The organism is Bradyrhizobium sp. WSM2793 (genome assembly GCF_000379585.1).
Lineage (GTDB): Bacteria > Pseudomonadota > Alphaproteobacteria > Rhizobiales > Xanthobacteraceae > Bradyrhizobium.
Map to the genome: position 1 here is coordinate 246,576 of NZ_KB902780.1, position 20,226 is coordinate 266,801.

The 20,226-nt window shown below is 64.9% G+C and carries 27 protein-coding genes and 1 pseudogene; 13 read left to right on the forward strand and 15 right to left on the reverse strand.

What is annotated here, in order from left to right; all coding sequences use genetic code 11:
• Positions 1–25: 25 nt before the first annotated feature.
• Positions 26–271 carry a GlsB/YeaQ/YmgE family stress response membrane protein gene (locus A3AS_RS0116005; protein ID WP_018318587.1) on the reverse strand — a complete coding sequence of 82 codons (246 nt, stop codon included), beginning with the start codon at positions 269–271 and terminating at the stop codon, positions 26–28.
• A gap of 123 nt (positions 272–394) precedes the next feature.
• On the opposite strand from A3AS_RS0116005, the gene A3AS_RS0116010 reads away from it, so the two are divergent.
• From A3AS_RS0116010 to sseA, 3 genes are all read left to right on the forward strand, one after another.
• Positions 395–1,570, forward strand: coding sequence for a VWA domain-containing protein (locus A3AS_RS0116010; protein WP_018318588.1), 1,176 nt, complete (start codon positions 395–397; stop codon positions 1,568–1,570).
• 223 nt (positions 1,571–1,793) lie between these two features.
• Positions 1,794–2,207 carry a rhodanese-like domain-containing protein gene (locus A3AS_RS0116015; RefSeq protein ID WP_018318589.1) on the forward strand — a complete coding sequence of 138 codons (414 nt, stop codon included), beginning with the start codon at positions 1,794–1,796 and terminating at the stop codon, positions 2,205–2,207.
• Between the two features lie 225 nt (positions 2,208–2,432).
• Complete coding sequence (gene sseA, locus A3AS_RS0116020; protein ID WP_018318590.1) at positions 2,433–3,290, forward strand: 3-mercaptopyruvate sulfurtransferase; 858 nt, start codon at positions 2,433–2,435, stop codon at positions 3,288–3,290.
• Between the two features lie 57 nt (positions 3,291–3,347).
• Here sseA and A3AS_RS0116025 read toward each other — a convergent pair whose 3' ends face one another.
• Entirely contained in the window at positions 3,348–4,118 is a 771-nt protein-coding gene (locus tag A3AS_RS0116025; RefSeq protein ID WP_026202041.1) for a hypothetical protein, read from the reverse strand.
• 368 nt (positions 4,119–4,486) lie between these two features.
• Between A3AS_RS0116025 and A3AS_RS0116030 the strand changes: the two genes are divergently transcribed.
• The gene (locus A3AS_RS0116030; protein ID WP_026202042.1) at positions 4,487–5,689 is read left to right on the forward strand and encodes a L,D-transpeptidase; all 1,203 of its coding nucleotides are present in this window, start codon (positions 4,487–4,489) and stop codon (positions 5,687–5,689) included.
• 75 nt (positions 5,690–5,764) lie between these two features.
• On the opposite strand, the gene A3AS_RS0116035 is transcribed toward A3AS_RS0116030, so the two are convergent.
• Together A3AS_RS0116035 and A3AS_RS0116040 are read right to left on the reverse strand one after the other, a co-directional pair.
• Positions 5,765–6,727: a D-2-hydroxyacid dehydrogenase family protein gene (locus tag A3AS_RS0116035; protein WP_018318593.1), complete on the reverse strand. Its 963-nt coding sequence runs from the start codon at positions 6,725–6,727 to the stop codon at positions 5,765–5,767.
• A gap of 143 nt (positions 6,728–6,870) precedes the next feature.
• Entirely contained in the window at positions 6,871–7,086 is a 216-nt protein-coding gene (locus tag A3AS_RS0116040) for a hypothetical protein (RefSeq protein ID WP_018318594.1), read from the reverse strand.
• Between the two features lie 234 nt (positions 7,087–7,320).
• On the opposite strand from A3AS_RS0116040, the gene ettA reads away from it, so the two are divergent.
• Together ettA and A3AS_RS0116050 are read left to right on the forward strand one after the other, a co-directional pair.
• Positions 7,321–8,970 (forward strand): energy-dependent translational throttle protein EttA, encoded by a 1,650-nt coding sequence (gene ettA, locus A3AS_RS0116045; RefSeq protein WP_018318595.1) that lies wholly within the window; start codon positions 7,321–7,323, stop codon positions 8,968–8,970.
• Positions 8,971–8,977: 7 nt separating this feature from the next.
• The gene (locus A3AS_RS0116050) at positions 8,978–10,204 is read left to right on the forward strand and encodes a lytic murein transglycosylase (protein ID WP_018318596.1); all 1,227 of its coding nucleotides are present in this window, start codon (positions 8,978–8,980) and stop codon (positions 10,202–10,204) included.
• 79 nt (positions 10,205–10,283) lie between these two features.
• Here the strand turns inward: A3AS_RS0116050 and A3AS_RS0116055 are convergent, their stop codons facing one another.
• Both A3AS_RS0116055 and A3AS_RS0116065 read right to left on the reverse strand, forming a co-directional pair.
• Complete coding sequence (locus A3AS_RS0116055) at positions 10,284–10,571, reverse strand: hypothetical protein (RefSeq protein ID WP_018318597.1); 288 nt, start codon at positions 10,569–10,571, stop codon at positions 10,284–10,286.
• Positions 10,572–10,808: 237 nt separating this feature from the next.
• Positions 10,809–11,132, reverse strand: coding sequence for a hypothetical protein (locus A3AS_RS0116065; RefSeq protein ID WP_018318599.1), 324 nt, complete (start codon positions 11,130–11,132; stop codon positions 10,809–10,811).
• Between the two features lie 134 nt (positions 11,133–11,266).
• Between A3AS_RS0116065 and A3AS_RS0116070 the strand changes: the two genes are divergently transcribed.
• The 3 genes from A3AS_RS0116070 (at position 11,267) to bfr (ending at position 12,629) form a co-directional block, all read left to right on the forward strand.
• Positions 11,267–11,575, forward strand: coding sequence for a hypothetical protein (locus A3AS_RS0116070; protein ID WP_018318600.1), 309 nt, complete (start codon positions 11,267–11,269; stop codon positions 11,573–11,575).
• Between the two features lie 160 nt (positions 11,576–11,735).
• Positions 11,736–12,008 (forward strand): bacterioferritin-associated ferredoxin, encoded by a 273-nt coding sequence (locus A3AS_RS0116075; protein WP_018318601.1) that lies wholly within the window; start codon positions 11,736–11,738, stop codon positions 12,006–12,008.
• A gap of 132 nt (positions 12,009–12,140) precedes the next feature.
• Positions 12,141–12,629 (forward strand): bacterioferritin, encoded by a 489-nt coding sequence (gene bfr, locus A3AS_RS0116080; RefSeq protein ID WP_008556076.1) that lies wholly within the window; start codon positions 12,141–12,143, stop codon positions 12,627–12,629.
• A 62-nt stretch (positions 12,630–12,691) separates the two neighbouring features.
• On the opposite strand, the gene A3AS_RS0116085 is transcribed toward bfr, so the two are convergent.
• The 3 genes and pseudogenes from A3AS_RS0116085 to A3AS_RS0116095 all read right to left on the reverse strand — a co-directional run bounded on the left by A3AS_RS0116085 (position 12,692) and on the right by A3AS_RS0116095 (position 14,877).
• Entirely contained in the window at positions 12,692–13,222 is a 531-nt protein-coding gene (locus A3AS_RS0116085) for an MSMEG_1061 family FMN-dependent PPOX-type flavoprotein (RefSeq protein ID WP_245283204.1), read from the reverse strand.
• A gap of 77 nt (positions 13,223–13,299) precedes the next feature.
• Positions 13,300–13,653: a hypothetical protein gene (locus A3AS_RS0116090; protein ID WP_018318603.1), complete on the reverse strand. Its 354-nt coding sequence runs from the start codon at positions 13,651–13,653 to the stop codon at positions 13,300–13,302.
• Positions 13,654–13,801: 148 nt separating this feature from the next.
• A pseudogene (locus A3AS_RS0116095) lies at positions 13,802–14,877 on the reverse strand (alpha/beta fold hydrolase).
• A 129-nt stretch (positions 14,878–15,006) separates the two neighbouring features.
• On the opposite strand from A3AS_RS0116095, the gene A3AS_RS0116100 reads away from it, so the two are divergent.
• Both A3AS_RS0116100 and A3AS_RS0116105 read left to right on the forward strand, forming a co-directional pair.
• Positions 15,007–15,273: a DUF2277 domain-containing protein gene (locus A3AS_RS0116100; protein ID WP_018318604.1), complete on the forward strand. Its 267-nt coding sequence runs from the start codon at positions 15,007–15,009 to the stop codon at positions 15,271–15,273.
• A gap of 98 nt (positions 15,274–15,371) precedes the next feature.
• Positions 15,372–15,590, forward strand: coding sequence for a hypothetical protein (locus A3AS_RS0116105; RefSeq protein WP_026202044.1), 219 nt, complete (start codon positions 15,372–15,374; stop codon positions 15,588–15,590).
• Positions 15,591–15,749: 159 nt separating this feature from the next.
• Here A3AS_RS0116105 and A3AS_RS0116110 read toward each other — a convergent pair whose 3' ends face one another.
• Positions 15,750–16,265 carry a collagen-like protein gene (locus tag A3AS_RS0116110; protein WP_026202045.1) on the reverse strand — a complete coding sequence of 172 codons (516 nt, stop codon included), beginning with the start codon at positions 16,263–16,265 and terminating at the stop codon, positions 15,750–15,752.
• Positions 16,266–16,422: 157 nt separating this feature from the next.
• Here A3AS_RS0116110 and A3AS_RS0116115 point away from each other — a divergent pair, with 157 nt between their 5' ends.
• Complete coding sequence (locus A3AS_RS0116115; RefSeq protein WP_026202046.1) at positions 16,423–16,665, forward strand: hypothetical protein; 243 nt, start codon at positions 16,423–16,425, stop codon at positions 16,663–16,665.
• Here the strand turns inward: A3AS_RS0116115 and A3AS_RS0116120 are convergent.
• Complete coding sequence (locus A3AS_RS0116120) at positions 16,662–16,910, reverse strand: helix-turn-helix domain-containing protein (RefSeq protein ID WP_018318607.1); 249 nt, start codon at positions 16,908–16,910, stop codon at positions 16,662–16,664. The genes A3AS_RS0116115 and A3AS_RS0116120 overlap by 4 nt on opposite strands.
• 286 nt (positions 16,911–17,196) lie before the next feature.
• Entirely contained in the window at positions 17,197–17,964 is a 768-nt protein-coding gene (locus tag A3AS_RS0116125; protein WP_018318608.1) for an SDR family NAD(P)-dependent oxidoreductase, read from the reverse strand.
• Positions 17,965–18,075: 111 nt separating this feature from the next.
• On the opposite strand from A3AS_RS0116125, the gene A3AS_RS0116130 reads away from it, so the two are divergent.
• Positions 18,076–18,573 (forward strand): molecular chaperone DnaJ, encoded by a 498-nt coding sequence (locus A3AS_RS0116130; protein ID WP_018318609.1) that lies wholly within the window; start codon positions 18,076–18,078, stop codon positions 18,571–18,573.
• A 187-nt stretch (positions 18,574–18,760) separates the two neighbouring features.
• Here the strand turns inward: A3AS_RS0116130 and A3AS_RS0116135 are convergent, their stop codons facing one another.
• The 3 genes from A3AS_RS0116135 to A3AS_RS0116145 form a co-directional block, all read right to left on the reverse strand.
• Positions 18,761–19,012: a hypothetical protein gene (locus A3AS_RS0116135; RefSeq protein WP_018318610.1), complete on the reverse strand. Its 252-nt coding sequence runs from the start codon at positions 19,010–19,012 to the stop codon at positions 18,761–18,763.
• 239 nt (positions 19,013–19,251) lie between these two features.
• Positions 19,252–19,512 (reverse strand): hypothetical protein, encoded by a 261-nt coding sequence (locus A3AS_RS48330; RefSeq protein WP_018318611.1) that lies wholly within the window; start codon positions 19,510–19,512, stop codon positions 19,252–19,254.
• A 151-nt stretch (positions 19,513–19,663) separates the two neighbouring features.
• On the reverse strand, positions 19,664–20,047 hold the full coding sequence (locus tag A3AS_RS0116145; protein WP_018318612.1) for a RidA family protein: 384 nt from the start codon (positions 20,045–20,047) through the stop codon (positions 19,664–19,666).
• Positions 20,048–20,226: the final 179 nt, after the last annotated feature.

Consider the following 20,226-nt stretch of genomic DNA (forward strand, 5'->3'; position numbering starts at 1 on the left):
GGCCGTTCCCGGTTCGGTCAGGCTTTCAGACCCGTTTTATCAGCGAAAGGATGACGAGCACAATCACCGCGCCGATGGTGGCGTCCACGATGGCGCCGACCGTGCCTGTTGCCAGCTGAATGTGCAGCTGGGGCAACACCCAGCTTGCGACCAGCGCGCCGATGATGCCGACGACGATGTTGCCAATCAGTCCAAATCCCGCCCCGTGGACAATCTTGCCCGCAAGCCAGCCTGCGATCGCGCCGATGATGAGCGCTGCGACAATTCCCATTGCAAACGTCCCCAAAACAACCCCGTGAGAGCCCCAATTCTAGAGCAAAAAGCTTCCCGGTCCAGCACCCCGCGGCGGTCTCCGCCCCTTGACGTCAGCCACCCGACGGGCAATCTGTCACCCATGTTCCTGCAATTCTTCACCTCTCTGCGCGACGCGCAGGTCCCCGTGACGCTGCGCGAATACCTCACGCTGATGGAGGCGCTCGACGCCGATCTGTCGGATTATTCGGTCGAGAATTTCTATTACCTGTCGCGCACCTCGCTGGTGAAGGACGAGCGCAACCTCGACAAGTTCGACCGCGTCTTCGGTACGGTGTTCAAGGGGTTGGAAAACCTGCTCGACGCCATGGAGAAGGCGGAGATCCCCGAGGAGTGGCTGAAGAAGCTCGCCGAGAAATACCTGACCGACGAAGAGAAGAAGCAGATCGAGGTCATGGGCTGGGACAAGCTCATGGAGACCCTGAAGAAGCGCCTCGAGGAGCAGAAGGGCCGCCACCAGGGCGGCTCGAAGTGGATCGGCACCGCCGGCACCTCGCCGTTCGGCGCCCATGGCTACAATCCCGAAGGCGTGCGCATCGGCCAGGAGAAGAACCGCAACAACCGCGCCGTAAAGGTGTGGGACAAGCGCGAGTTCAAGGACCTCGACGGCAATGTCGAGCTCGGCATCCGCAACATCAAGGTGGCGCTGCGCCGCCTGCGCAAATTCGCGCGCACCGGCGCGCCCGATGAGCTCGATCTCGACACCACCATCCGCGAGACCGCCAATCACGGCTATCTCGACGTTCACATGCGCCCCGAGCGGCGCAACGCGGTGAAGCTCCTGGTGTTCTTCGACATCGGCGGCTCCATGGACGCGCATATCGAGCAGGTCGAGGAGCTGTTCTCGGCGGCGAAGAGCGAGTTCAAGCACATGGAGTATTTCTACTTCCACAACTGCCTCTATGAAGGCGTGTGGAAGCAGAACAAGCGCCGCTTCACCGACCGCACGCCGACCTGGGACGTGCTGCACAAATACCCGCACGACTACAAGATCGTGTTCGTCGGCGACGCCTCGATGTCGCCTTACGAGATCATGGTGCCCGGCGGCTCGGTCGAGCACGTCAACGAGGAGCCCGGCTCGGTCTGGCTGGACCGCATCATCCGCACCTATCCGCATGCAGTGTGGCTGAACCCGGTCGCTCAGAAGCATTGGGATTATTCGGAATCGATCACCATCATCAAACGCATCTTCGCCAACCGCATGTACCCGATCACGATCGAGGGGCTGGAAGGCGCGATGAAGGAATTGACGCATTGATGCATGAGCGAGCCTGTCCGCGACGGGACTGCGCTCCCTCCCCCGCCTGCGGGGGAGGGAGTCTCCACAACGGGACAGTCCCCTAGAGGAGAGCCTCACCCGCATCGCTCGGGACGATGCTTCGCATCGCCCGGCGCGCTGCGACCTCTCCCGCAAGCGGGAGAGGTGACCCCACCTCAGGCAGTTCGCTTGGGGACGATGACGTAACAAGAGGGAGAACCACATGCCCCAAAACATCACCCGCGGCATCAAGGCGCTGATCGACGAGGCCAATGCCGAGATCGAGACGCTTAACGCCAAGGACGCCATCGAGATCTCCAAGAACGGCGATGTCGTCATCGTCGACATCCGCGACCCCCGCGAGATCGAGCGCGACGGCCGCATCCCCGGCGCGTTCGCCTGCACCCGCGGCATGCTCGAATTCTGGATCGATCCGCAGAGCCCCTACGCAAAGCCGGTCTTCCAGGAGGACAAGAAGTTCGTCTTCCACTGCGCTGGCGGCCTGCGCTCCGCGCTCGCGGCCAAGACCGCGCAGGACATGGGCCTAAAGCCCGTCGCCCACATCGCCGGCGGCTACGCTGCCTGGCGCGATGCCGGCGGGCCGACCGAGCAGTGGGAGCCGAAGAAGAAGGGGTGAGGGGTGCTCCGCTATCTCTCCGGGCTCTGCTGTCATTCCCCGCGAAGGCGGGGAATCCAGTACGCCGCGGCCTCTCGGTTCCATCACAACCGCCTCTGGAATACTGGATCGCCCGTTCCTAGTGCGCAATTGCGCACTGGCCGGGCGATGACAGCGGAGTGCGACGCGCGCTGCTTCAGTCTCGCTCGCGCGGCGCATGCTCCGGAATGACAAGGAAGAAATCGCATGACCAGCGCCACCGACCCCCTCGTCTCCACCGAATGGCTCGCCGCCCACATCAACGATGCCAACGTCAAGGTGCTCGACGCCAGCTTCAAGCTGCCGGGCGTGCTGCCGCTGCCGAAGGATGATTATCTCGCCGCACACCTGCCGGGCGCTGCGTTCTTCGACGTCGATGCGGTGTCGGATCATTCCAACCCGCTGCCGCACATGTATCCGAGCGCCGAGCAGTTCGGCCGTGACATCGGCAATCTCGGCATCTCCAACGCCGACACCGTCGTGCTCTACGATGCCGGCGGCTGGGTCGCAGCGCCCCGCGCCTGGTGGATGCTCCTGGCCTTCGGCCATAACAATGTGCGCATCCTCAATGGCGGCTTGAAGAAGTGGCGCGCCGAGGGGCGAGCGGTCGAGGGCGGCGAGGTGAAGCCGAAGCCGGCGACGTTCAAGGCGAGCTACGATCCGAAGCGCGTGCGCAGCATGCAGCAGCTGATCGCCAATGTCGAAAGCCGTGCCGAGCAGGTGATCGACGCGCGCGCCGCCGACCGCTTCGAGGGCCGTGCGCCCGAGCCCCGGGCGGGCATCCGCTCCGGCCACATCCCCGGCGCGCGCAACGTGCCCTACAATCAGCTGTTCGATGCCGCGACCGGCACGATGAAGCCGCTCGAGGATCTGCGCGCCGCCTTCGCGAGCGCGGGCGTCAAGCTCGATGCACCGATCGTGACGAGCTGCGGCTCCGGCGTCTCGGCCGGCGTGCTGACGCTGGCGCTCTATCGGCTCGGGATCACTGACACCGCGCTCTATGACGGCTCGTGGTCGGAATGGGGCCAGGAAAAAGGCCCGCCGATCGCGACCGGGCCGGCGTGAGCGCCACGATGACGGTGCGCTCCCTCGCCGCAAGCGGGGCGAGGTGAAGCAAGCGCATCACCGCGCGCGCGTGGTCGTCGTCGCAAAGGTCTGCGGCTGGCCGAACGGGTCGAGCTGCTGCTGCAGCTGCTGAGGCGGCGGACGTCGCACCACGCGGTGTCGCTTCTTGGCCTTCGCCTTGCGCTTGGTCGCCTTGTCGTCAGGCTTGCTATCAGCCTTGCTCTCGGTCTTGGCCTTCGCCGGCGCATCCTTCACGGCCGTCGTCGCCGGCTCGTTCAGAGCGGCCAGCTTGGCCGAGGCGGCATCGAGTGCGGAGGAGGCCAGGGCCGCGCTGGGATCGACCGGCGCCGGCTCGCTGGCGGTCGCGGCAGGCTCGGCCGCGGGGATCGACGCCGTGGCGTCGGCAGCGGTGAGTGTATCGGCGGGCGCCGGCGCTGCGGCCTCCGTCGTCGTCTCCGCCTTGGCCGGTTCGGCGACGGGGACATCAGCCGGAGGTGCCGCGACCTGGGGCTGAGCCTCGGTCTCGGTCGTCAGGGCGGCGACCTGCTCGGGCTCGCTTTCGGGCAGTCCAATGGTCGGCACCCGGTCGCGCAGCGACGGCTCGGGCTCGGCGGTCAGCTCCGGCTCGGCGCGGAGGACCGCGAGCACCGGCTGGGCTGGCTCGGGAGCCTGCGCGAACATCTGCTCCTGCGGGCCGTTCCGCCAAGAGGGATTGCTGACATACTGCTCGTGGCTCGCCCGCAGCAGCGCGGCGGCGCCCAGGCCGAACACCAGGATGGAGACTGACAGCAGGATCGCGGCAAACAGGAAGCGAAAGCCGGGAAGCATCGAGCGGTTGCGAATTTCCGCCCCGGCGGCGAAGAGGCCAGGGCCCAAGAGCCATCTGAACGCGGTGACGGTACTGTTTGCCGCGTTCGCCACGCGGGGATCGGGAGCTCAAATGGGCGGCGAATCAGGCTGATTCGAACATACCGCAACGATTCCGACCCGTTCCGCAAAAAACGGGCCGAGGGCTCCGGCAATTGACGCCATGAGTTGATTTCCGCCCCGTGATGCAACGGGGCAACGGTAGTCTTGCGGATCACAAATCGGCAGGTCCGGCGCAAATAAGCCTGATATGTCTTGAATGTGCCGCTATCTTCGGCCATCTGGCCGTTAACGGTCCGATCGGGCTTGGGGACTATACAAGAGCGATGATGATCAAACACTTTCTGATGATATGCGCTGCCGCGACAGTCGCTGCGGCGGGAACCTCGCTCGCGCAGGCTCAGAGCTATCCGGTTCAGCAGGCCCCGAGCTACGGCGCCCCGGCCGAATATCGGCCCGGCGACCGCACGCCAAATTTCGACGCGCTGGAAGACGACGACGACGCGATGCCGCAGGCATCGCTGCCGCCGCCCGGCCCGGCCGACGATCCGCGCTATGGCCGTCCGGTCGGCGCTCCCCCGGTCTACTCGGCCGCGCCGCCGCAGGGTCCGGTGATGTCGCCGGATGATCCACGTTATGGCCGTCCGTCCGGCGCGCCGGTCTATTCGGCCGCCCCATCGCAGGGCCCCGTGATGTCGCCCGACGATCCCCGCTACGGCCGGCCCGCCGGTCCGCCGCCGGTGATCTACGCCAATCGCCCGGGTCAAGGTCAGGCCCCCGCCAATGACGGCATGCGTCCGCCGGAAGCCGTTGGTGGTCCCGCCGCCACCGGTACGGTCCAGGCCGGCCAGCCACCCGTCGGCACCGATGGAAGACCGATGACGATGGCCGCGCTGCCGCCCGAGGAGCAGCCCGATGCTGCGCCGGTGCAGCTGCCGCAGAACCTGCGCCGCCAGGAGGTCGCGTTCCAGACCAAGGAGCCCGCGGGCACCCTCGTGGTCGATACCCCCAACACCTATCTCTATTACGTGCTCGGCAATGGCCGTGCGATCCGCTACGGCGTCCGCGTCGGCCGCGACGGCTTCACCTGGACCGGCGTGCAGAAGATCACCCGCAAGGCCGAGTGGCCGGATTGGCATCCGCCGACCGAGATGATCGAGCGCCAGCCTTATCTGCCGCGCTTCATGGCCGGCGGCCCCGGCAATCCGCTCGGCGCCCGCGCGATGTATCTCGGCTCGACCGTCTACCGCATCCACGGCACCAACCAGCCCTCGACCATCGGTAAGTTCGTCTCGTCCGGCTGTATCGGCATGCTGAACGAGGACGTCTCCGACCTGTTCGATCGCGTCAAGGTCGGCACCCGCGTGGTGGTGATGCCCGGTGGCCCGCCGCCGGGAACGGCGACGGCATCCGCTGCGCCGGCGCCCGGTCCTGCCGCCGGTCCGGCTCCGATGGCCGCCCAGGCTGGTCCGGTCCCCGGCACCCAGCCGACGGTCGTGCCGCCGCTGCCTGCACCGGTCACCGTGCGCTAAGCGCGCCGCGAATATTCAGATTGCTAAAGGGCGTGCCATCGGCACGCCCTTTGTCATTCAGGCGAGCTTGGTCATTCAGGCGAGCTTGCGCGGCAGCTCGCTGCCTTTGGTGAAGGCAGCGATCGCCTCGACCATCTGGCCGTAATGGATGCGCAGGCCGTCCTCGGTGGCGTAGCCGAGATGCGGCGTCAGCACGAGGTTGTCGAGCTTGCGGAAGGGATGGTCGACCGGCAGCGGCTCGACCGAAAACACGTCGATGCCGGCGCCCGCGATCTTGCGCTGCTGCAAGGCCTCGAGCAGCGCCTGCTCGTCCACGATCGGCCCGCGCGCGGTGTTGACGAGAAAGGCCGTCGGCTTCATCCGCGCCAGATCGGCCGCTCCGACCAGCCCGCGCGAGCGCTCGCTGAGCACCACGTGGATGGTGACGATATCGGCCTTGGCGAACAGCTCCTCCTTGGTAGCGTAGCCGACGCCGGCGGCCGCGCATTTCTCCGGCGTGAGGTTCGGGCTCCAGGCGATCACGTTCATGCCGAACGCCTTGGCGATCCCGGCCATCCTGCTGCCGAGCTTGCCGAGCCCGACAATGCCGAGCGTCATGCCCTCGATCTCGACGCCGGCAAAGGTCTGCCAGGGCTCGCCTGCATGCATGCGCGCGTTCTCGCGGCCGATGCCGCGGGTCAGCTCCAGGATCAGGCCCATGGTCAGCGGTGCCGTGGGATCGCGCGAATATTGCGTGCCGCCGACGGTGACGCCGCGGGCCTTCGCGGCTTCCATGTCGATCGCGGCATTGCGCATGCCTGACGTGAGCAGCAGCTTCAGCTTCGGCAAGCTCTCGAACAGGCTCTTCGGAAAGGCCGTCCGCTCGCGCATCGCGCAGATGATCTCGAAATCGGCGAGTGCGCTGGCTGCTGCCTGCTCGGAAGCGAAGGGATGGCTGAACACGGTGACGTCGAGGCGGTCGGACAGTTTCTGCCAGTCGGCGACGTCGAGCGCGAGGTTGAAATAGTCGTCGAGAATTGCACAGCGCAGCCGGCTCATCAGCGTTCATCCAGGGCCAGAGTTGATGGCGAGAGGTGAGGGCGCTGGGCGAGCGCCGCCGTCGGAACCAGGCCATGGTTGCGCGCAATCAGGACGGCGCGCAAGCCGCTTGCGTCTTCAAAAGTCCGATAGGAAGGAGGCGCTCAGAGATCCCGGGGCTTGAGCCGGAACGGCGCATCCATGCCGTGCTTGGCGCGCCAGGCGGGACCGGGTCCACGCATGTAGTGCAGTTCGGGCCGGTAGGGATTGAAGGCGGTGGCGAAGAAGCGCTTCCAGAACCCCGCGACCTCCGAGACGAGCCCGGAGACGTGGCCGGCTTCTGCCGGAACAGGAAGTGAGTTGGTCTCGATCAGAGCCATGATGCGGCCTCGCTGTGCTCCCGTTCGTTCTGAGCGGGTGGCGCTGTTTCCGCGCGAAACCGAGCTTTCGGCCTGATTTATTAAAAGATGGTTTCAATTGTCCGGATCGGTGGCCGGATGGTGTCCGTCCCGTATTCATCCGTGGTGAACGGACGGAAAACATTGCCCTTTGGGGGCGGGATCGTTACATCGGCGGCGAAGCAAATTTCCTCAAATCGAAGGTTTTCGGGACCTATGGCGCGCCAGTTCATCTATTTCATGCAGGGCCTGACCAAGAGCTACCCGACCCGGAAGGTGCTCGATAACATCCATCTGTCGTTCTACCCGGACGCCAAGATCGGCGTGCTCGGCGTCAACGGCTCGGGCAAGTCGACGCTGCTCAAGATCATGGCTGGCCTCGACAAGGAGTATAACGGCGAGGCTTGGGTCGCGCAGGGCGCCCGTGTCGGCTATCTCGAGCAGGAGCCGCATCTCGATCCGGCACTGAGCGTGCGTGAGAACGTCATGCTGGGCGTCGCCAAGCAGAAGGCCATCCTCGATCGCTACAACGAGCTGGCGATGAACTACTCCGAGGAAACCGCCGACGAGATGACCAAGCTGCAGGACGAGATCGAGGCCCAGGGCCTCTGGGATCTCGACAGCAAGGTCGACCAGGCCATGGACGCGCTGCGCTGCCCGCCTGACGATGCCGACGTCACCAAGCTCTCGGGCGGCGAGCGCCGCCGCGTGGCGCTGTGCAAGCTGCTGCTCGACCAGCCCGATCTGCTGCTGCTGGACGAGCCGACCAACCATCTCGACGCGGAGTCGGTGTCGTGGCTGGAAGGGCATTTGCGCAACTATCCCGGCGCGATCCTGATCGTCACCCACGATCGCTACTTCCTCGACAACGTCACGAGCTGGATTCTCGAGCTCGATCGCGGCAAGGGAATTCCCTACGAGGGCAATTACTCGTCCTGGCTGGTGCAGAAGCAGAAGCGGCTGGAGCAGGAAGGACGCGAAGACGCCGCGCACCAGAAGACGATTGCCCGCGAGCAGGAATGGGTCGCGTCCTCGCCGAAGGCGCGCCAGGCCAAGTCCAAGGCGCGCTATCAGCGCTACGAGGAGCTACTCAAGCAGGCGAGCGAGAAGCAGACCCAGACCGCGCAGATCATCATTCCTGTCGCCGAGCGGCTCGGTGCCAATGTGGTCGATTTCGAAGGCCTCAGCAAAGGCTATGGCGATCGCCTGTTGATCGACGATCTCACCTTCAAGCTGCCGCCGGGCGGCATTGTCGGCGTGATCGGTGCCAACGGCGCCGGCAAGACCACGCTGTTCAAGATGATCACCAAGCAGGAGACCCCGGACAAGGGCACGATCACGGTCGGCGAGACCGTGCATCTCGGCTATGTCGACCAGTCGCGCGACGCGCTCGACGGGAGCAAGAACGTGTGGGAGGAGATCTCCGGCGGCAACGAGCTGATCTTGCTCGGCAAGAAGGAAGTGAACTCGCGCGGCTATTGCTCGTCCTTCAACTTCAAGGGCGCGGACCAGCAGAAGAAGGTCGGCGCGCTCTCCGGCGGCGAACGCAACCGTGTGCATCTCGCCAAGATGCTGAAGTCCGGCGCCAACGTGCTGCTGCTCGACGAGCCGACCAACGACCTCGACGTCGACACGCTGCGCGCGCTCGAAGAGGCGCTGGAGGATTTTGCCGGCTGCGCCGTCATCATCAGCCATGATCGCTGGTTCCTCGACCGTATCGCGACCCACATCCTGGCCTTCGAAGGCGACAGCCACGTCGAATGGTTCGAAGGCAACTTCCAGGATTACGAGAAGGACAAGATGCGCCGGCTCGGCCAGGACAGCATCATTCCGCACCGCGTGAAGTACAAGAAGCTGACGCGGTGATCCTGGCATGATGCGGCGGGCGCTCATCGGTGCGGTGATCGTGGTCACCTGCGGCTGGACGTCCGCGCGCGCCGCCGATGCCGCCTTCACCCAGTTCATCGCCTCGCTGTGGCCGGAGGCGCAGGCAGAAGGCGTCTCGCGCAAGACGTTCGACGAGCAGACGCGCGGGCTCGAGCCCGACTACAAGCTGCCCGATCTGATCTTGCCCGGAAGGCCCGCGCTAGGTGCGCCGTCGCAGGCCGAGTTCGTGCAGGTACCGGCCGATTACGTCAAGGAAGCCTCGATCGCGCGGCTTGCGGGCGAGGGGCAGCGGCTGCTGCAGAAATATCGCGCCTCTCTGAGCGAGATCGAAAAGAAGTCAGGCGTGCCGGCAACCGTGATGCTCGCGATCTGGGGCCGCGAGACCGATTACGGCCGCTACACGCTGCCGTATGATCTCGTCCGTGTGCTGGCGACGCAGGCCTATGTCGGGCGCCGCAAGGAGCAATACCGCACCGAGTTCATCCTCGCGCTGAAGATCCTCGGCGAAGGCGTGGTGACGCGCAAGGACATGCGCTCGTCCTGGGCGGGCGCCACCGGGCTGACGCAGTTCCTGCCGTCCGAATATTACAAGCACGGCGTCGATTTCGACGGCGACGGCCGCATCGACATCTGGCATTCGGTGCCGGACGCGCTGGCCTCGGCCGCGCAGCAACTCGTCAACAAGGGCTGGCAGGGCGGTGTGCGCTGGGCATACGAGGTGCAAGCACCCGCGAAGGTCGATTGCACCACCGGCGTGCCCGAGGTGACGAAGCCGCTCGGCCAGTGGTTGCGCGAAGGTTTTGTGCCGGTGCGCGGGCAGAAGCTGAGTGCCGCAGAGCAGGCGCAGCCGGCCTCGCTGCTGCAGCCGGAAGGCATCTATGGCCCATCGTTCCTGACGACGAAGAACTACTTCGTCATCAAGGAATACAATTTCTCCGATCTCTACGTGCTGTTCGTCGGCCACCTTGCCGACCGCATGACGAGCCCGGTGCCGTTCGCAACGCCATGGGCGGCCTCGAAGCAATTGCGCACCAGGGATGTCGAGACCATGCAGCGTGGGCTCACGCGCGTCGGGCTCTACAAGGACAAGATCGACGGCAAGGCCGGCATGCAGACGCGCGCCGCGCTCGGTGCCTATCAGAAGTCGGCGGGTCTCAAGGTCGATTGCTGGCCGAGCGAAGAGGTGCTGCGCTCGATCCAGGCGGCGCGATAGCGCGCGACCAAAGAAAAAGCCCGGCCGAGGTCTCGGCCGGGCTTCGATCGCGGCGCTCACGAGCGCCGGTGCGATCAGATCAGTAGCAGACGCGAACCGGGCGAACGACCCAGCCGTAACCGTCCCAATAACGCTGACGCTGCCAGTAGCAGGGCGGGGGCGGCGGGCCGGGCTCGGCGACGTAAACGGGGCCGCCATAGGCCGGACGGCTCGACGCGATGGCGCCGCCGACGATCGCGCCACCAATCAGGCCGGCCGCAATGCCGGCGCCGATGCTGCCGTCATGCGCCTTGGCGGACGGAGCGGCAGTCACCAGCGAACCGGCGATCGTCGCAACCGTGAGGGCGGCAACAAGAGTCTTCTTCATGCTCAGGGCTCTCCTGGGAGATGGGTTCCTCTTGTTAGAGGCGCCCGGGTTTCAAAGGTTCACGCACACGCTGATGGAATTGGCCGTGCAGCTAGGAAGCGCGCAATTGGTCAACCCACGGTAAACGCACACGGAGCTGTGACGAGAAAAAGCGGTCTTTTTCAGGCCCGGAGATGAACGGCGCATCCGTAGTGAACCGGCCAGCGAAGCAGTCGCGATGACCGGTTCGAGGTCGTCTCAGCCGCAGACTCTGACGCGGCGGGCGCGCCAGGCATAGCCGTCCCAGAAGCGCTGCTTCTGCCAGACGCAGCCGCCGCCGTAATAGTCGTCGGAGACATAGCCCGGACCCGGCGCATAGTAACGGGGCGGGTAATAGCCGGGTTCGTAATAGCCGGGGCCAGGTCCGTAGTAATACGGAGAGGCCAGCGCGCCGCCGACAATGGCGCCGCCGATGATGCCGGCCGCCACGCCTGCCGCGACGCCGCGCTGGGCATGGGCCGGGGATCCGGCCGCAACGGCCAGGGAGGCGACGGCGGCGACCGTCAGGAGCAGCTTCTTCATTGGCTTGACCTTTCGTACGAACACGCGGGAACCCTTTGGGGCCAGAGTTCCATACTTCGCTTGAATGATCAATGAACGGCACCTTGGGGGCGGGCGACCAATTGATATGGACCGTAGGCCCGGCCAGGGAGGCGATGATGGGCAACGCGATGATCAATGCATTGATTGCGGCCGGGGTCGTGTCCGCGATCGGTTACGGCTGGATCACCCATCTTCAGAACCGCGGCCAGCGGCGCTCCCGCGCCGGGGCGGGCGGCGACGGCAGCAGCAGCGGCGACACCTATTCGGGCAGCAATAACGGCTTCTCGCTGGGAAGCTGGTTTTCCAGCGACAGTTCGGTCAGCCCGGCCGACGGCGGCAGCTGTTCCAGCAGCGATAGCGGCAGCAGTGGCGGCGATTGCGGTGGCGGCGGTGACGGTGGGGGAGGCGGTGGCGGCGATTAGATCCGCTCCAATCTTGATCCAGCGCAACCCTGAAATTTAGGGCCGTTCTAGGCTGTTTTGGGCCAGTTTGGAATAACTTCAAATACCGCTTTTTCCTTTTGCATCCGGCGGGCCCGTTAAATATCGATGATGCCGCATCACCGAAGGGCCTGCCGCTTCCATGATCGTTTGTTCCTGTAACGTGCTGAGCGATGACGACATCCGCGCCGCCGTCGCCGAGTCCGACGACGCCGTGCGCCATGCCAAGCAGGTCTATGGATGCCTCGGCTGTAGCGCCGAATGCGGCCGCTGCGCCCGGACGATCAAGACCATCATCGACGAAGCTCTCGGCCCTTGCGCCCAGTCCTGCTGTGCCGGCTGCCCGCACAACCACACCGTGGCTGCCAATGACGAGGCGGCCGAGCCCGCCCAGTTTGCCCTCGCGGCCTGCTGAAAGCCTTCGCCAGCTCAGCTGAGCTTTTCCCCGGCTGCGCCGCCGTAGCCAGTTGCCCTCATTCGTAAACTGACTTAGAAGCATTCTAAATTCGTTTTGGGCCGATTTGGACTGCAAGAGCTGGAGTGAACCATGCAGGGCGACGCAAAAGTCATCGACTATCTCAACAAGGCACTGCGTCACGAACTGACTGCGATCAACCAGTACTGGCTGCACTACCGCTTCCTCGACAATTGGGGCCTCCTCGACATGGCCAAGGTCTGGCGCAAGGAGTCCATCGAGGAGATGGAGCACGCCGACAAGCTCACCGCGCGCATCCTGTTCTTTGACGGCTTTCCGAACATGCAGGTGCTCGATCCCCTGCGCATCGGCCAGAACGTCAAGGAGATCATCGAGTGCGACCTCGCTGCCGAGATGAGCGCGCGTGCGCTCTACCAGGAAGCGGCGACCTACTGCCACGGCGCCAAGGACTACGTCACGCGTGACCTGTTCGAGAAGCTGATGAGCGACGAGGAGCATCACATCGACTTCCTCGAAACCCAGCTCGACCTGATCGGCCGCATCGGCCTTGAGCTCTACACCCAGAAGCACGTCGGCGGGCTCGAGGGCGAGGGGCATTAAGCTCGGGCGTCGCTGCGTACTCGGTGTCGTCCCGGCGAAGGCCGGGACCCATACCGCGTGATCTATCTGGATGCGCCGGTATGAGTACCGGGGCGCTGCACTTTCTCTGGCGACCACAGCTTCGAGCGCATCAGCGCCTTGCCGCAATGGAAATAGACTTCGCTCACAGCGACGTTCAGCACCGCCCGCGGCGGCTTGCCGAATTCGACCATCGCGGCGAGCAGATCCGGATCGGCCGACAGCGTGCCGCGTCCGCCGACGCGTAGCGTTTCGTCAATCCCGGGCACGAAGAACAACAGGTGCACGAAGCCCGAGCCTTCGACGACGTTGCGAAAACTGTCGATCCGGTTGTTGCCGGAGCGGTCAGGCATCAGCAATTGGTTGGGACCGGCGACGTGGACAAAGCCGGTGCCGCCGCCGCGTGGCGAGGCATCGACGCTGCCGTCCGCGCCCGACGTCGCGAGTACGCAGAACGGCGACATCTCGATGAACTTCTTCGCATGCGCATCGATCGCGGGCCGCGCTTTCGCGATCACGCGCGGGCTCGGCTTGGCATAGATGGTGGCGAGGTCTTCGGCGCAAAGATCGGTCAACGGCATGCCTCCGCTTCAGCTTGGCGGCAAGCTAGCCGATCGGGCCGCCTCCAGCCAATGGAATCGATAAAGACGCATTACACGGCGTCCGCCGGCACGAAGCAGCTTATGATGATGGCGCCGCGGTGGCGAACGTACCACACCACGGCCTGGCCGACCGGATTGCCCCGGTCGCGGATGATGGTGCGCTCGGGCACCTCCATCCACTGCCCTTCGATCGGCACCCAATAAGCGCCGCTGCGCACATCGTAGTCGGTGCGATGGCCGTCCGAGACGTCGCAGCAGGGCACACCGTTCGGCGCGATCACGCTCTTGAACCAGGCGCGGATATCGGGCGGGATGTGGTCGTATTGCCCGTTGTCGAATGCGAGTGCGGCGCTGGTCAGCGCCGTCATCACGACCAGCCAAACGCACAGTGCGAGCCTGTGCATGCGATCCCTCCTCGTCGCGTCCCGCTATTCGCGCGCGAGTCTTGCTCGCGTCGATTCCATCGGTGACGCGATTAAGCCCGAGCTGTCAGCGCATTGCATGCCCAAATAATATGCGGCTCCGAAGTGCCGCACATGATGCGCTGCAAAATCAGCGGCGCGCCGATTCGATCGTTTGCTGCGGTGTGCTCTCCAGCAATTGCCGCACCTGCTCGCTGTAGAATTTCGCATTGCCGGTGGTGCCGTGGCCGCGCGTCTCGGCGCTCGCCGGGATCAAATAGAGACGGCCGTTCTTGACCCGCTTCATGGCCGCGTCCGTGATGCCGGTCTCGGGCGGATTGCGCTCGTCGTCGGCGGAATTGATCAGCAGCAGCGATGCTTCGATGGCCTCCAGCTTCTCGCCGGCATTATAGTCGTGCGAGGACTCCCACTGGTAGACGAAGTCGTTGGCATCCGCCGTGATCGGAGCCGCCAGCCGGTCGTCGACGATCTTGTCCGCCTTGGCCGCGGTCCGCGCCTGCGATTGATAGGCCAGCGTGCCGCCGATGCTGGCTACGCCGTAGGCGGTGATGGCATATTTCATCATGCGCGGCTGGCTGGTGTAATTGCCGCCATTGTAGTCCGGGTCGTTGCGGATGGTGTCGAGCATGATCCGCCGCAGCATCCAGTTGCGCGACGCCATCTCGGTCGGCTGCGAGGCCATCGGGATCAGTGCGTCCATCGCGTTCGGATATTTCGCGCCCCACAGCCAGCTGTGCATGCCGCCCATCGAATTGCCGATGACGAGCCGCAGATGCTTGACGCCGAGGCCCTCCGTCACCAGGCGATGCTGCGCCTCGACCATGTCGTCGTAATCGTATTTCGGGAAGCTCGTCTTCATCCCGTCGGAGGGCTTCGACGATTTGCCATGACCGATGCCGTCGGGAAGGATGATGTAATATTTGGAGGCGTCGAGCGGTTGCCCCGCGCCGAACAGCTCGCCGGCGAAGGCGGGTGACAGCATGCTTGCGCCCGAGCCGCCCGTGCCGTGCAGCACCAGCACCGGTTGGCCCGAGGGCTCGCCGATTGTGGTGTAGTGCAGCTTCAGCTCCGGCATGGTCTCGCCGGTGTGGAACTTGAAATCCCGGCGATCCAGTCGCCCTGCTTCGGTGCCGGATAATCGGCGGCCAGGACCGGGATTGAAAAGGACAGCAGGGTAGCCGACAGCGCGGCGCAGGAAGCCTTCATGCTTTTCTCCCTATTGCGGCTCATGGTCGGCGGCCGCGTTGCGGCGGGACTTAGCAGAAATGCACGGAAGGATGTAGGATTTCGGCTCCGCCGATCGTCTTCAAGGAAACATCCGGAAGAGGCCCCTGCATGTGCCGCAACATCAAGACGCTGTTCAACTTCGAGCCGCCGGCGACGGAGGATGAGATCCATGCCAGCGCGCTCCAGTTCGTGCGAAAACTGTCCGGCTTCAACAAGCCGTCGCAGGCCAACGAGGCGGCGTTCGACCGCGCAGTGGCGGAGGTCTCGCAGGCCGCGCGAAATCTCCTGACCTCGCTGCACACCCATGCGCCGGCGCGGGACCGTGAGGTCGAGGCGGAAAGGGCCAGGGAGCGCTCGCGGCTGCGCTTCGGTTAGTGGCCTCGGGTAATTCGTTCCGTGATCTGGCTCACGGTACGGGGGCGTCTCCTCCTGCAATGATGTGTGCCGGGGTTTTGACAGCCGGAGCACGACCCATGAGCCGCCCCCTTCTTCCTCTGAAAGCAGGTGCCATCGTCCTCACGCTATTATGGACCGCGTGGATGATGTGGTGGAGCGGCTCGTTCTCGAGCGCGAACGTGATCATCCTGGCCCTGTGCGGCGCGGCGGTGGGCTATCTCTGGTATCGCGCCATGCGCTGGCAATTCGAGCGCATGGGCATGCTGCCGCGCAAGGATGATTCATCGGCTTCCTAAACCGAGGCTCGTGTCCCGGACGCGGCGCAGTGCGTCAGCGCTGCGACGCAGAGCCGTGACCCAGAAAATCGCGAGAAAAGCTCTTGGTCAGATGGGCGCCGGCCCAGCAGCGCGTCACTGCGTGCTGCGCTGCGTCGGGGCACGGGGGCGCCACTAATCCTAGTGACCGTGCTTCTTCTTTTTCTTCTTTTTCTTGTGCGCGTCGCCTTCGCTGTCGTCGCTCGCGTCGTCGACGATGGCCTCATCGGGCTCCTGCACGGCGGCCTCCAGCGCCTCGCGTTCGGCGGCGTCGCGCTCGCGCTGGCGGCGGCGCTCGTCCCAGGCGTCGAACAGTTGCTCGAGCCACGGCAGCAGCTGTTCGATCGAGGGCAATTGACCGGCAGGCCCAGCCTCGCCGCGCGGGCCTTGCGGTCCCGCCGGCCCTTGAGGTCCGGCAGGCCCCTGCGCGCCGGCGGCCCCACTCGGGCCGGCCTCACCCTGCTTGCCTTGCGGACCGGGCTTGCCCTGAGGTCCCGCCTTTCCGAGCGGCCCCGGCTTGCCCTGCGGTCCCGGCTTGCCGCGCGCGCCGTCGGGACCGCGCCGGCCGGGATGACCCTGCGGTCCCGGCCGTCCCGGTTCACCCTGCCGTCCGCGCGGCCCTTGAGATCCCTGCCGTCGTCCCTGATCGTCTGCCACGCCACTGCTCCCCATGATCGGAAGCAAGCTACTTAGCGGCGTTTGACGACAGCAGCAATTCCGCCGGGACAGCTCAGAACGCTTGATCAACATCAATCGGCGGCACGCGCCGCTGTGTCATCGATCGTGCGGCCAGAACTGTTGCGAGGAGCGACCGATGCGCGCAGCGTGGAAAATCCTCTGCCTGTTCGCTGTCGTCCTTGCGGCGGCGCTTGGCCTCGCTCACCAGCTGGTACCCGACGTCGTGCCGGTCGCATTCGCCGAGGAGCCGCAGCCGTCATGGGCTGTCATGACGGCCTTCTTCCTCCGCGCGATCGAGATGATCGCAGCCTCGGTCGTGATGATCGCGCTCGCGGTCATCATCGGCGGACTGATCCAGCGGTGCGTCCTCGGACGCTAATCCTGATAGGCGGGCACCTCGATGCCGGACGCGGCATAGAGCTTGATCTTGTTGCGCAGCGTACGCACCGACAGGCCGAGCACGCGCGATGCGCGTGTGCGGTTGCCGTCGCAGCGCGCAAGCGTCTGAAGCACGAGCTCGCGCTCGACCTCGTCAACGGTGGCGCCGATCAGAAGCGGAACGATCTGGTTAGGAGCAAGGAATTGCGCGCCCGACTCGGACGCGGCGACATGAACAGTGGTCATCAACACACCTCCCGATCAACGCCCGCTGCCATCTTTGGAAGCGGATCGAGAACCAACGACCCCCAAGCCGTAGATCCACGGTGGGCGGGTTTGGTTAATGAAAGGTTAATCGCGGACGATCGCACCAATTGACCTCAGGAATGCCGCTAAGCCGCCGCGATTTGCGCCAGATGCATCGTGATGCGGGACTATCTCTTCCACACACGCGGTGTCATCGTCCGGTCCAGTGGCGCAATTGCCTACAAGGCGGACGATGATCTCGTGCTTCGGGATAGTGAGTCGCGCCTCACACCGTCCGATAGCCGCCGTCCACCATCACGATCGTTCCCGTGACATAGGCCGACAGATCCGAGGCGAGGAAGATCGCGGGCCCGACGATATCCTCGGGCTTGCCGGTGCGCGCCAGCGGGGTGTGGTCGACGAAGGCCTGCACCAGCGCCGGATTGGTCGCGCGCACATTGGCGTTGATGTTGGTCTCGATGAAGCCCGGCCCGATCGCGTTGACGCGCACGCCCTCCTTGCCGAGCTCGACCGCGAGCGCCTTGGTAAAGCCGAGCACGCCGTGTTTCGAGGTCGTGTAAGCCGCCGAGCTTGGCGTGCGCAGATGCACGAAGGACTGGATCGAGCCGATATTGACGATGCGGCCTTTGCTCGCGCGCAGGGGTGCGAGGAAGGCCTGCGTCATGTTGAAGACGCCGTTGAGATTGAGCGAGATGATGTCGTTCCAGTCCTTCGCGACCGTCTCGGTCTCCGCGGTGAAGGCGTTGCGGCGGGTGATGCCGGCATTGTTGACTAGGATCGAGACCTGCCCGACCTCGCCCGCGACCTGCTTGGCCAGCGCAAAACAGTCCTCGCGCCTGACAACGTCGAGCGCAAAACTCTCGGCCTTGCCGCCCGCTTTGCGGATCTCCTGGGCGGCCTCCGCGACCGTGTCGGCATTGACGTCGAGCAGCACCACTTGCGCGCCCTCGCGGGCGTAGCCGGCCGCGATGGCGCGGCCGATGCCGGAACCGGCGCCCGTGACGACGGCGATGTGGTTTGCGAGCAATGCCATGACATTTTCCTCCCGATTTCGTTTCGAAGTTTCACGAAACGCTAACTCGAAATTAAGGGGTCGGAAACGGCAGCCTTGGCATACTGATCTTCATTGCTAAACGTTGCGCGCATGATGGAACGGCTCGACTCCCGGCTCGACTCCTGGAAACCCGCCCTCGAACGCCTGCGGTCGGCGCAATCGGCCGATTGGGCCGAGGCGGGCCGGCTCGTGGCCGAGATCGCGCGGATGAGCAGCGATGCCACGCTGCGACAGGCCGCCGAGCAGGCGCTTCCGGTGCTGCGCCAGGCGGTCGACAATGACGATCACGGCGTCACGCTGGCGGCCCAGCGCCGCATCGGCGTCGTTCTCGAAGTCGTTCATGATCTGACCGCGCCGCGCTTCGGCCGCCGCAACGCCATGCCGAAACAGCTGTCCAGCGAGGATCGCGCCCGCAAGATGCTTGGTCTGCCGCTCGCGGTGCAGCTCACCTGCGAGGACATCAACCAGGCCTATCGCCGCGCCGCCAAGGGCATGCATCCCGACCACGGCGGCAGCGCGCAAGCCTTCATCGATCTCGCCGCCGCGCGCGACGTCCTGATCCATCCCGGCGCGCATAAGGATGCGTGAGCGGGCTTGACGATATCTCGTAGGGTGGGCAAAGGCGCATCGCGCCGTGCCTACCATTTGCCCGTTGTTGAAAGGCGTGGGCACGGCGCGCGAAGTGCGCGCCTTTGCCCACCCTACGGCATCCTGGAAAAACAAGCGGGCAAGGACGCATGGTCCTCGCCCGCTCTTCGTCCGCCGATCGAAAATCTTACCAGGTGCACTGACCGTTCTTCAGCGCGGCATCCTTCACCGCGAGGGCGTCGATGAAGGTCGGCACGGATGCGCTGGCGCGATGATAGCCGGCCGGCCACGGTGTGGTCGGGATGCTCTCGTCCCAGATCTGGCACAGGCCCGTGTCCTGCCAGCGGATCAGGTGATAGCTGGCTTCCGCAGGGCTCGCCGCGACGAAGGCGGTGACGGCAAGACCGGCGGCAGCGCACAGCACGGAAATACGACGCATGATCAGCTCCTCAAATGAATGATGTGATGTGCCTCCCGGCAATGACGGGGAGGGCTGGTGCGGGACGTCTTGGGGAATGCGCCCCGGACAAGATGTGAGTAGTTCCGCAGCCCGGTCAGGTTCAAAGCGCGCGGGCGGGACATGGCTGAATTCGGCCGGAAAACGCGCGGGTCCCGCAAAAAGAAGAAGGCGGGCCGCTCGCGCGACCCGCCCTCGAAATCCGGTCCGTTGCAAGAAGCTCAGAGCGTGCAGCGGCGCTCGGCGCGCATCTTGATCTGGACGTCGGAAGCGGCCTGGAAGGTCGGGAGCGGCTTGCTGACGACCTTGTAGGTCGACACCCCAATTTGAAGCGGCTTGTATTGCAGGTCCTCGTTCCAGACCTGGCAGATGCCGGTGTTGTCCCAGCGGATCACGTAATAGCCGACCTTGGCGGATGCGGGCACGGCGAACACGGAACTTGCGATGCCGGCAACGGCACAGAGGGCGAGAACGCGACGCATGAAATATCTCCTTGTGGGGAAGTGGGACGCAAAAATTCGTGCGGTAAAAGCAGGTCCTTTGCAAGCCGGGGAGCTGCCGTTCACGGACATGTCAGCTGTTCCCCAAGCATTTGGTTCGGCCGCGTGCCCGGCAAGCCACACGCTCCGTGGCTCACTTCGCCAGCGAGGCCACCGCCTCGATCTCGATCAGCATCTTCGGATCGGGCAGGGCCTGCACCACGCAGGTGGTGCGGGCCGGATAGGGCGGCGGGCCGAAGGCGCCGGCATAGAGCGCGTTCATGGCGGCGACGTCGGAGGCGCGGGTCAAGAGCACGTTGACCTTGACGAGGTCGCGGACACCGGCGCCGGCCTCGTCCAGCACGCGCTTGATGTTGACGACGACATTGGCGAACTGGGCCTCGAAACCGTCGGGCAGCGCACCATTGGCATCGAAGCCCGGAATGCCCGAGACGAACAGGAGATCACCGACGCGCGTCGCAAAGGACAGCGGCGGCGCCTTCACGTGCGGCGGGGGCGCGAAATGCTGGATCGGCATGGCATCACCTCGAATTAGGAGCGGGCGCGTAGCCCGCATGAGCGTAGCGACATGCGGGAGACTTGCAATCGGGTTGCGGAGACGGGCAAGAACAAAAACGCGAAAACAACCCCATGCACAGTAGAGATCATGCGGAGATCATTGAGTTTTTTATAATTCGGTAAAGGCTAAACACTCAA

Excerpts from the sequence above, each read along its gene's own strand:
- bfr (WP_008556076.1), top strand. The coding sequence starts at position 12,141 with ATGCAGGGCGACGCAAAAGTCATCGACTATCTCAACAAGGCACTGCGT.
- A3AS_RS0116135 (WP_018318610.1), bottom strand. The coding sequence starts at position 19,012 with ATGCGTCGTATTTCCGTGCTGTGCGCTGCCGCCGGTCTTGCCGTCACC.
- A3AS_RS0116100 (WP_018318604.1), top strand. The coding sequence starts at position 15,007 with ATGTGCCGCAACATCAAGACGCTGTTCAACTTCGAGCCGCCGGCGACG.
- A3AS_RS0116130 (WP_018318609.1), top strand. The coding sequence starts at position 18,076 with ATGATGGAACGGCTCGACTCCCGGCTCGACTCCTGGAAACCCGCCCTC.
- A3AS_RS0116025 (WP_026202041.1), bottom strand. The coding sequence starts at position 4,118 with ATGCTTCCCGGCTTTCGCTTCCTGTTTGCCGCGATCCTGCTGTCAGTC.
- A3AS_RS0116050 (WP_018318596.1), top strand. The coding sequence starts at position 8,978 with ATGATGCGGCGGGCGCTCATCGGTGCGGTGATCGTGGTCACCTGCGGC.
- A3AS_RS0116065 (WP_018318599.1), bottom strand. The coding sequence starts at position 11,132 with ATGAAGAAGCTGCTCCTGACGGTCGCCGCCGTCGCCTCCCTGGCCGTT.
- A3AS_RS0116090 (WP_018318603.1), bottom strand. The coding sequence starts at position 13,653 with ATGCACAGGCTCGCACTGTGCGTTTGGCTGGTCGTGATGACGGCGCTG.
- A3AS_RS0116120 (WP_018318607.1), bottom strand. The coding sequence starts at position 16,910 with ATGACCACTGTTCATGTCGCCGCGTCCGAGTCGGGCGCGCAATTCCTT.
- A3AS_RS0116105 (WP_026202044.1), top strand. The coding sequence starts at position 15,372 with ATGAGCCGCCCCCTTCTTCCTCTGAAAGCAGGTGCCATCGTCCTCACG.
- A3AS_RS0116005 (WP_018318587.1), bottom strand. The coding sequence starts at position 271 with ATGGGAATTGTCGCAGCGCTCATCATCGGCGCGATCGCAGGCTGGCTT.
- A3AS_RS0116075 (WP_018318601.1), top strand. The coding sequence starts at position 11,736 with ATGATCGTTTGTTCCTGTAACGTGCTGAGCGATGACGACATCCGCGCC.
- A3AS_RS0116115 (WP_026202046.1), top strand. The coding sequence starts at position 16,423 with ATGCGCGCAGCGTGGAAAATCCTCTGCCTGTTCGCTGTCGTCCTTGCG.
- A3AS_RS0116055 (WP_018318597.1), bottom strand. The coding sequence starts at position 10,571 with ATGAAGAAGACTCTTGTTGCCGCCCTCACGGTTGCGACGATCGCCGGT.
- A3AS_RS0116125 (WP_018318608.1), bottom strand. The coding sequence starts at position 17,964 with ATGGCATTGCTCGCAAACCACATCGCCGTCGTCACGGGCGCCGGTTCC.
- A3AS_RS0116145 (WP_018318612.1), bottom strand. The coding sequence starts at position 20,047 with ATGCCGATCCAGCATTTCGCGCCCCCGCCGCACGTGAAGGCGCCGCCG.
- A3AS_RS0116015 (WP_018318589.1), top strand. The coding sequence starts at position 1,794 with ATGCCCCAAAACATCACCCGCGGCATCAAGGCGCTGATCGACGAGGCC.
- A3AS_RS48330 (WP_018318611.1), bottom strand. The coding sequence starts at position 19,512 with ATGCGTCGCGTTCTCGCCCTCTGTGCCGTTGCCGGCATCGCAAGTTCC.
- A3AS_RS0116070 (WP_018318600.1), top strand. The coding sequence starts at position 11,267 with ATGATGGGCAACGCGATGATCAATGCATTGATTGCGGCCGGGGTCGTG.
- A3AS_RS0116030 (WP_026202042.1), top strand. The coding sequence starts at position 4,487 with ATGATCAAACACTTTCTGATGATATGCGCTGCCGCGACAGTCGCTGCG.
- A3AS_RS0116035 (WP_018318593.1), bottom strand. The coding sequence starts at position 6,727 with ATGAGCCGGCTGCGCTGTGCAATTCTCGACGACTATTTCAACCTCGCG.
- ettA (WP_018318595.1), top strand. The coding sequence starts at position 7,321 with ATGGCGCGCCAGTTCATCTATTTCATGCAGGGCCTGACCAAGAGCTAC.
- A3AS_RS0116040 (WP_018318594.1), bottom strand. The coding sequence starts at position 7,086 with ATGGCTCTGATCGAGACCAACTCACTTCCTGTTCCGGCAGAAGCCGGC.
- sseA (WP_018318590.1), top strand. The coding sequence starts at position 2,433 with ATGACCAGCGCCACCGACCCCCTCGTCTCCACCGAATGGCTCGCCGCC.
- A3AS_RS0116010 (WP_018318588.1), top strand. The coding sequence starts at position 395 with ATGTTCCTGCAATTCTTCACCTCTCTGCGCGACGCGCAGGTCCCCGTG.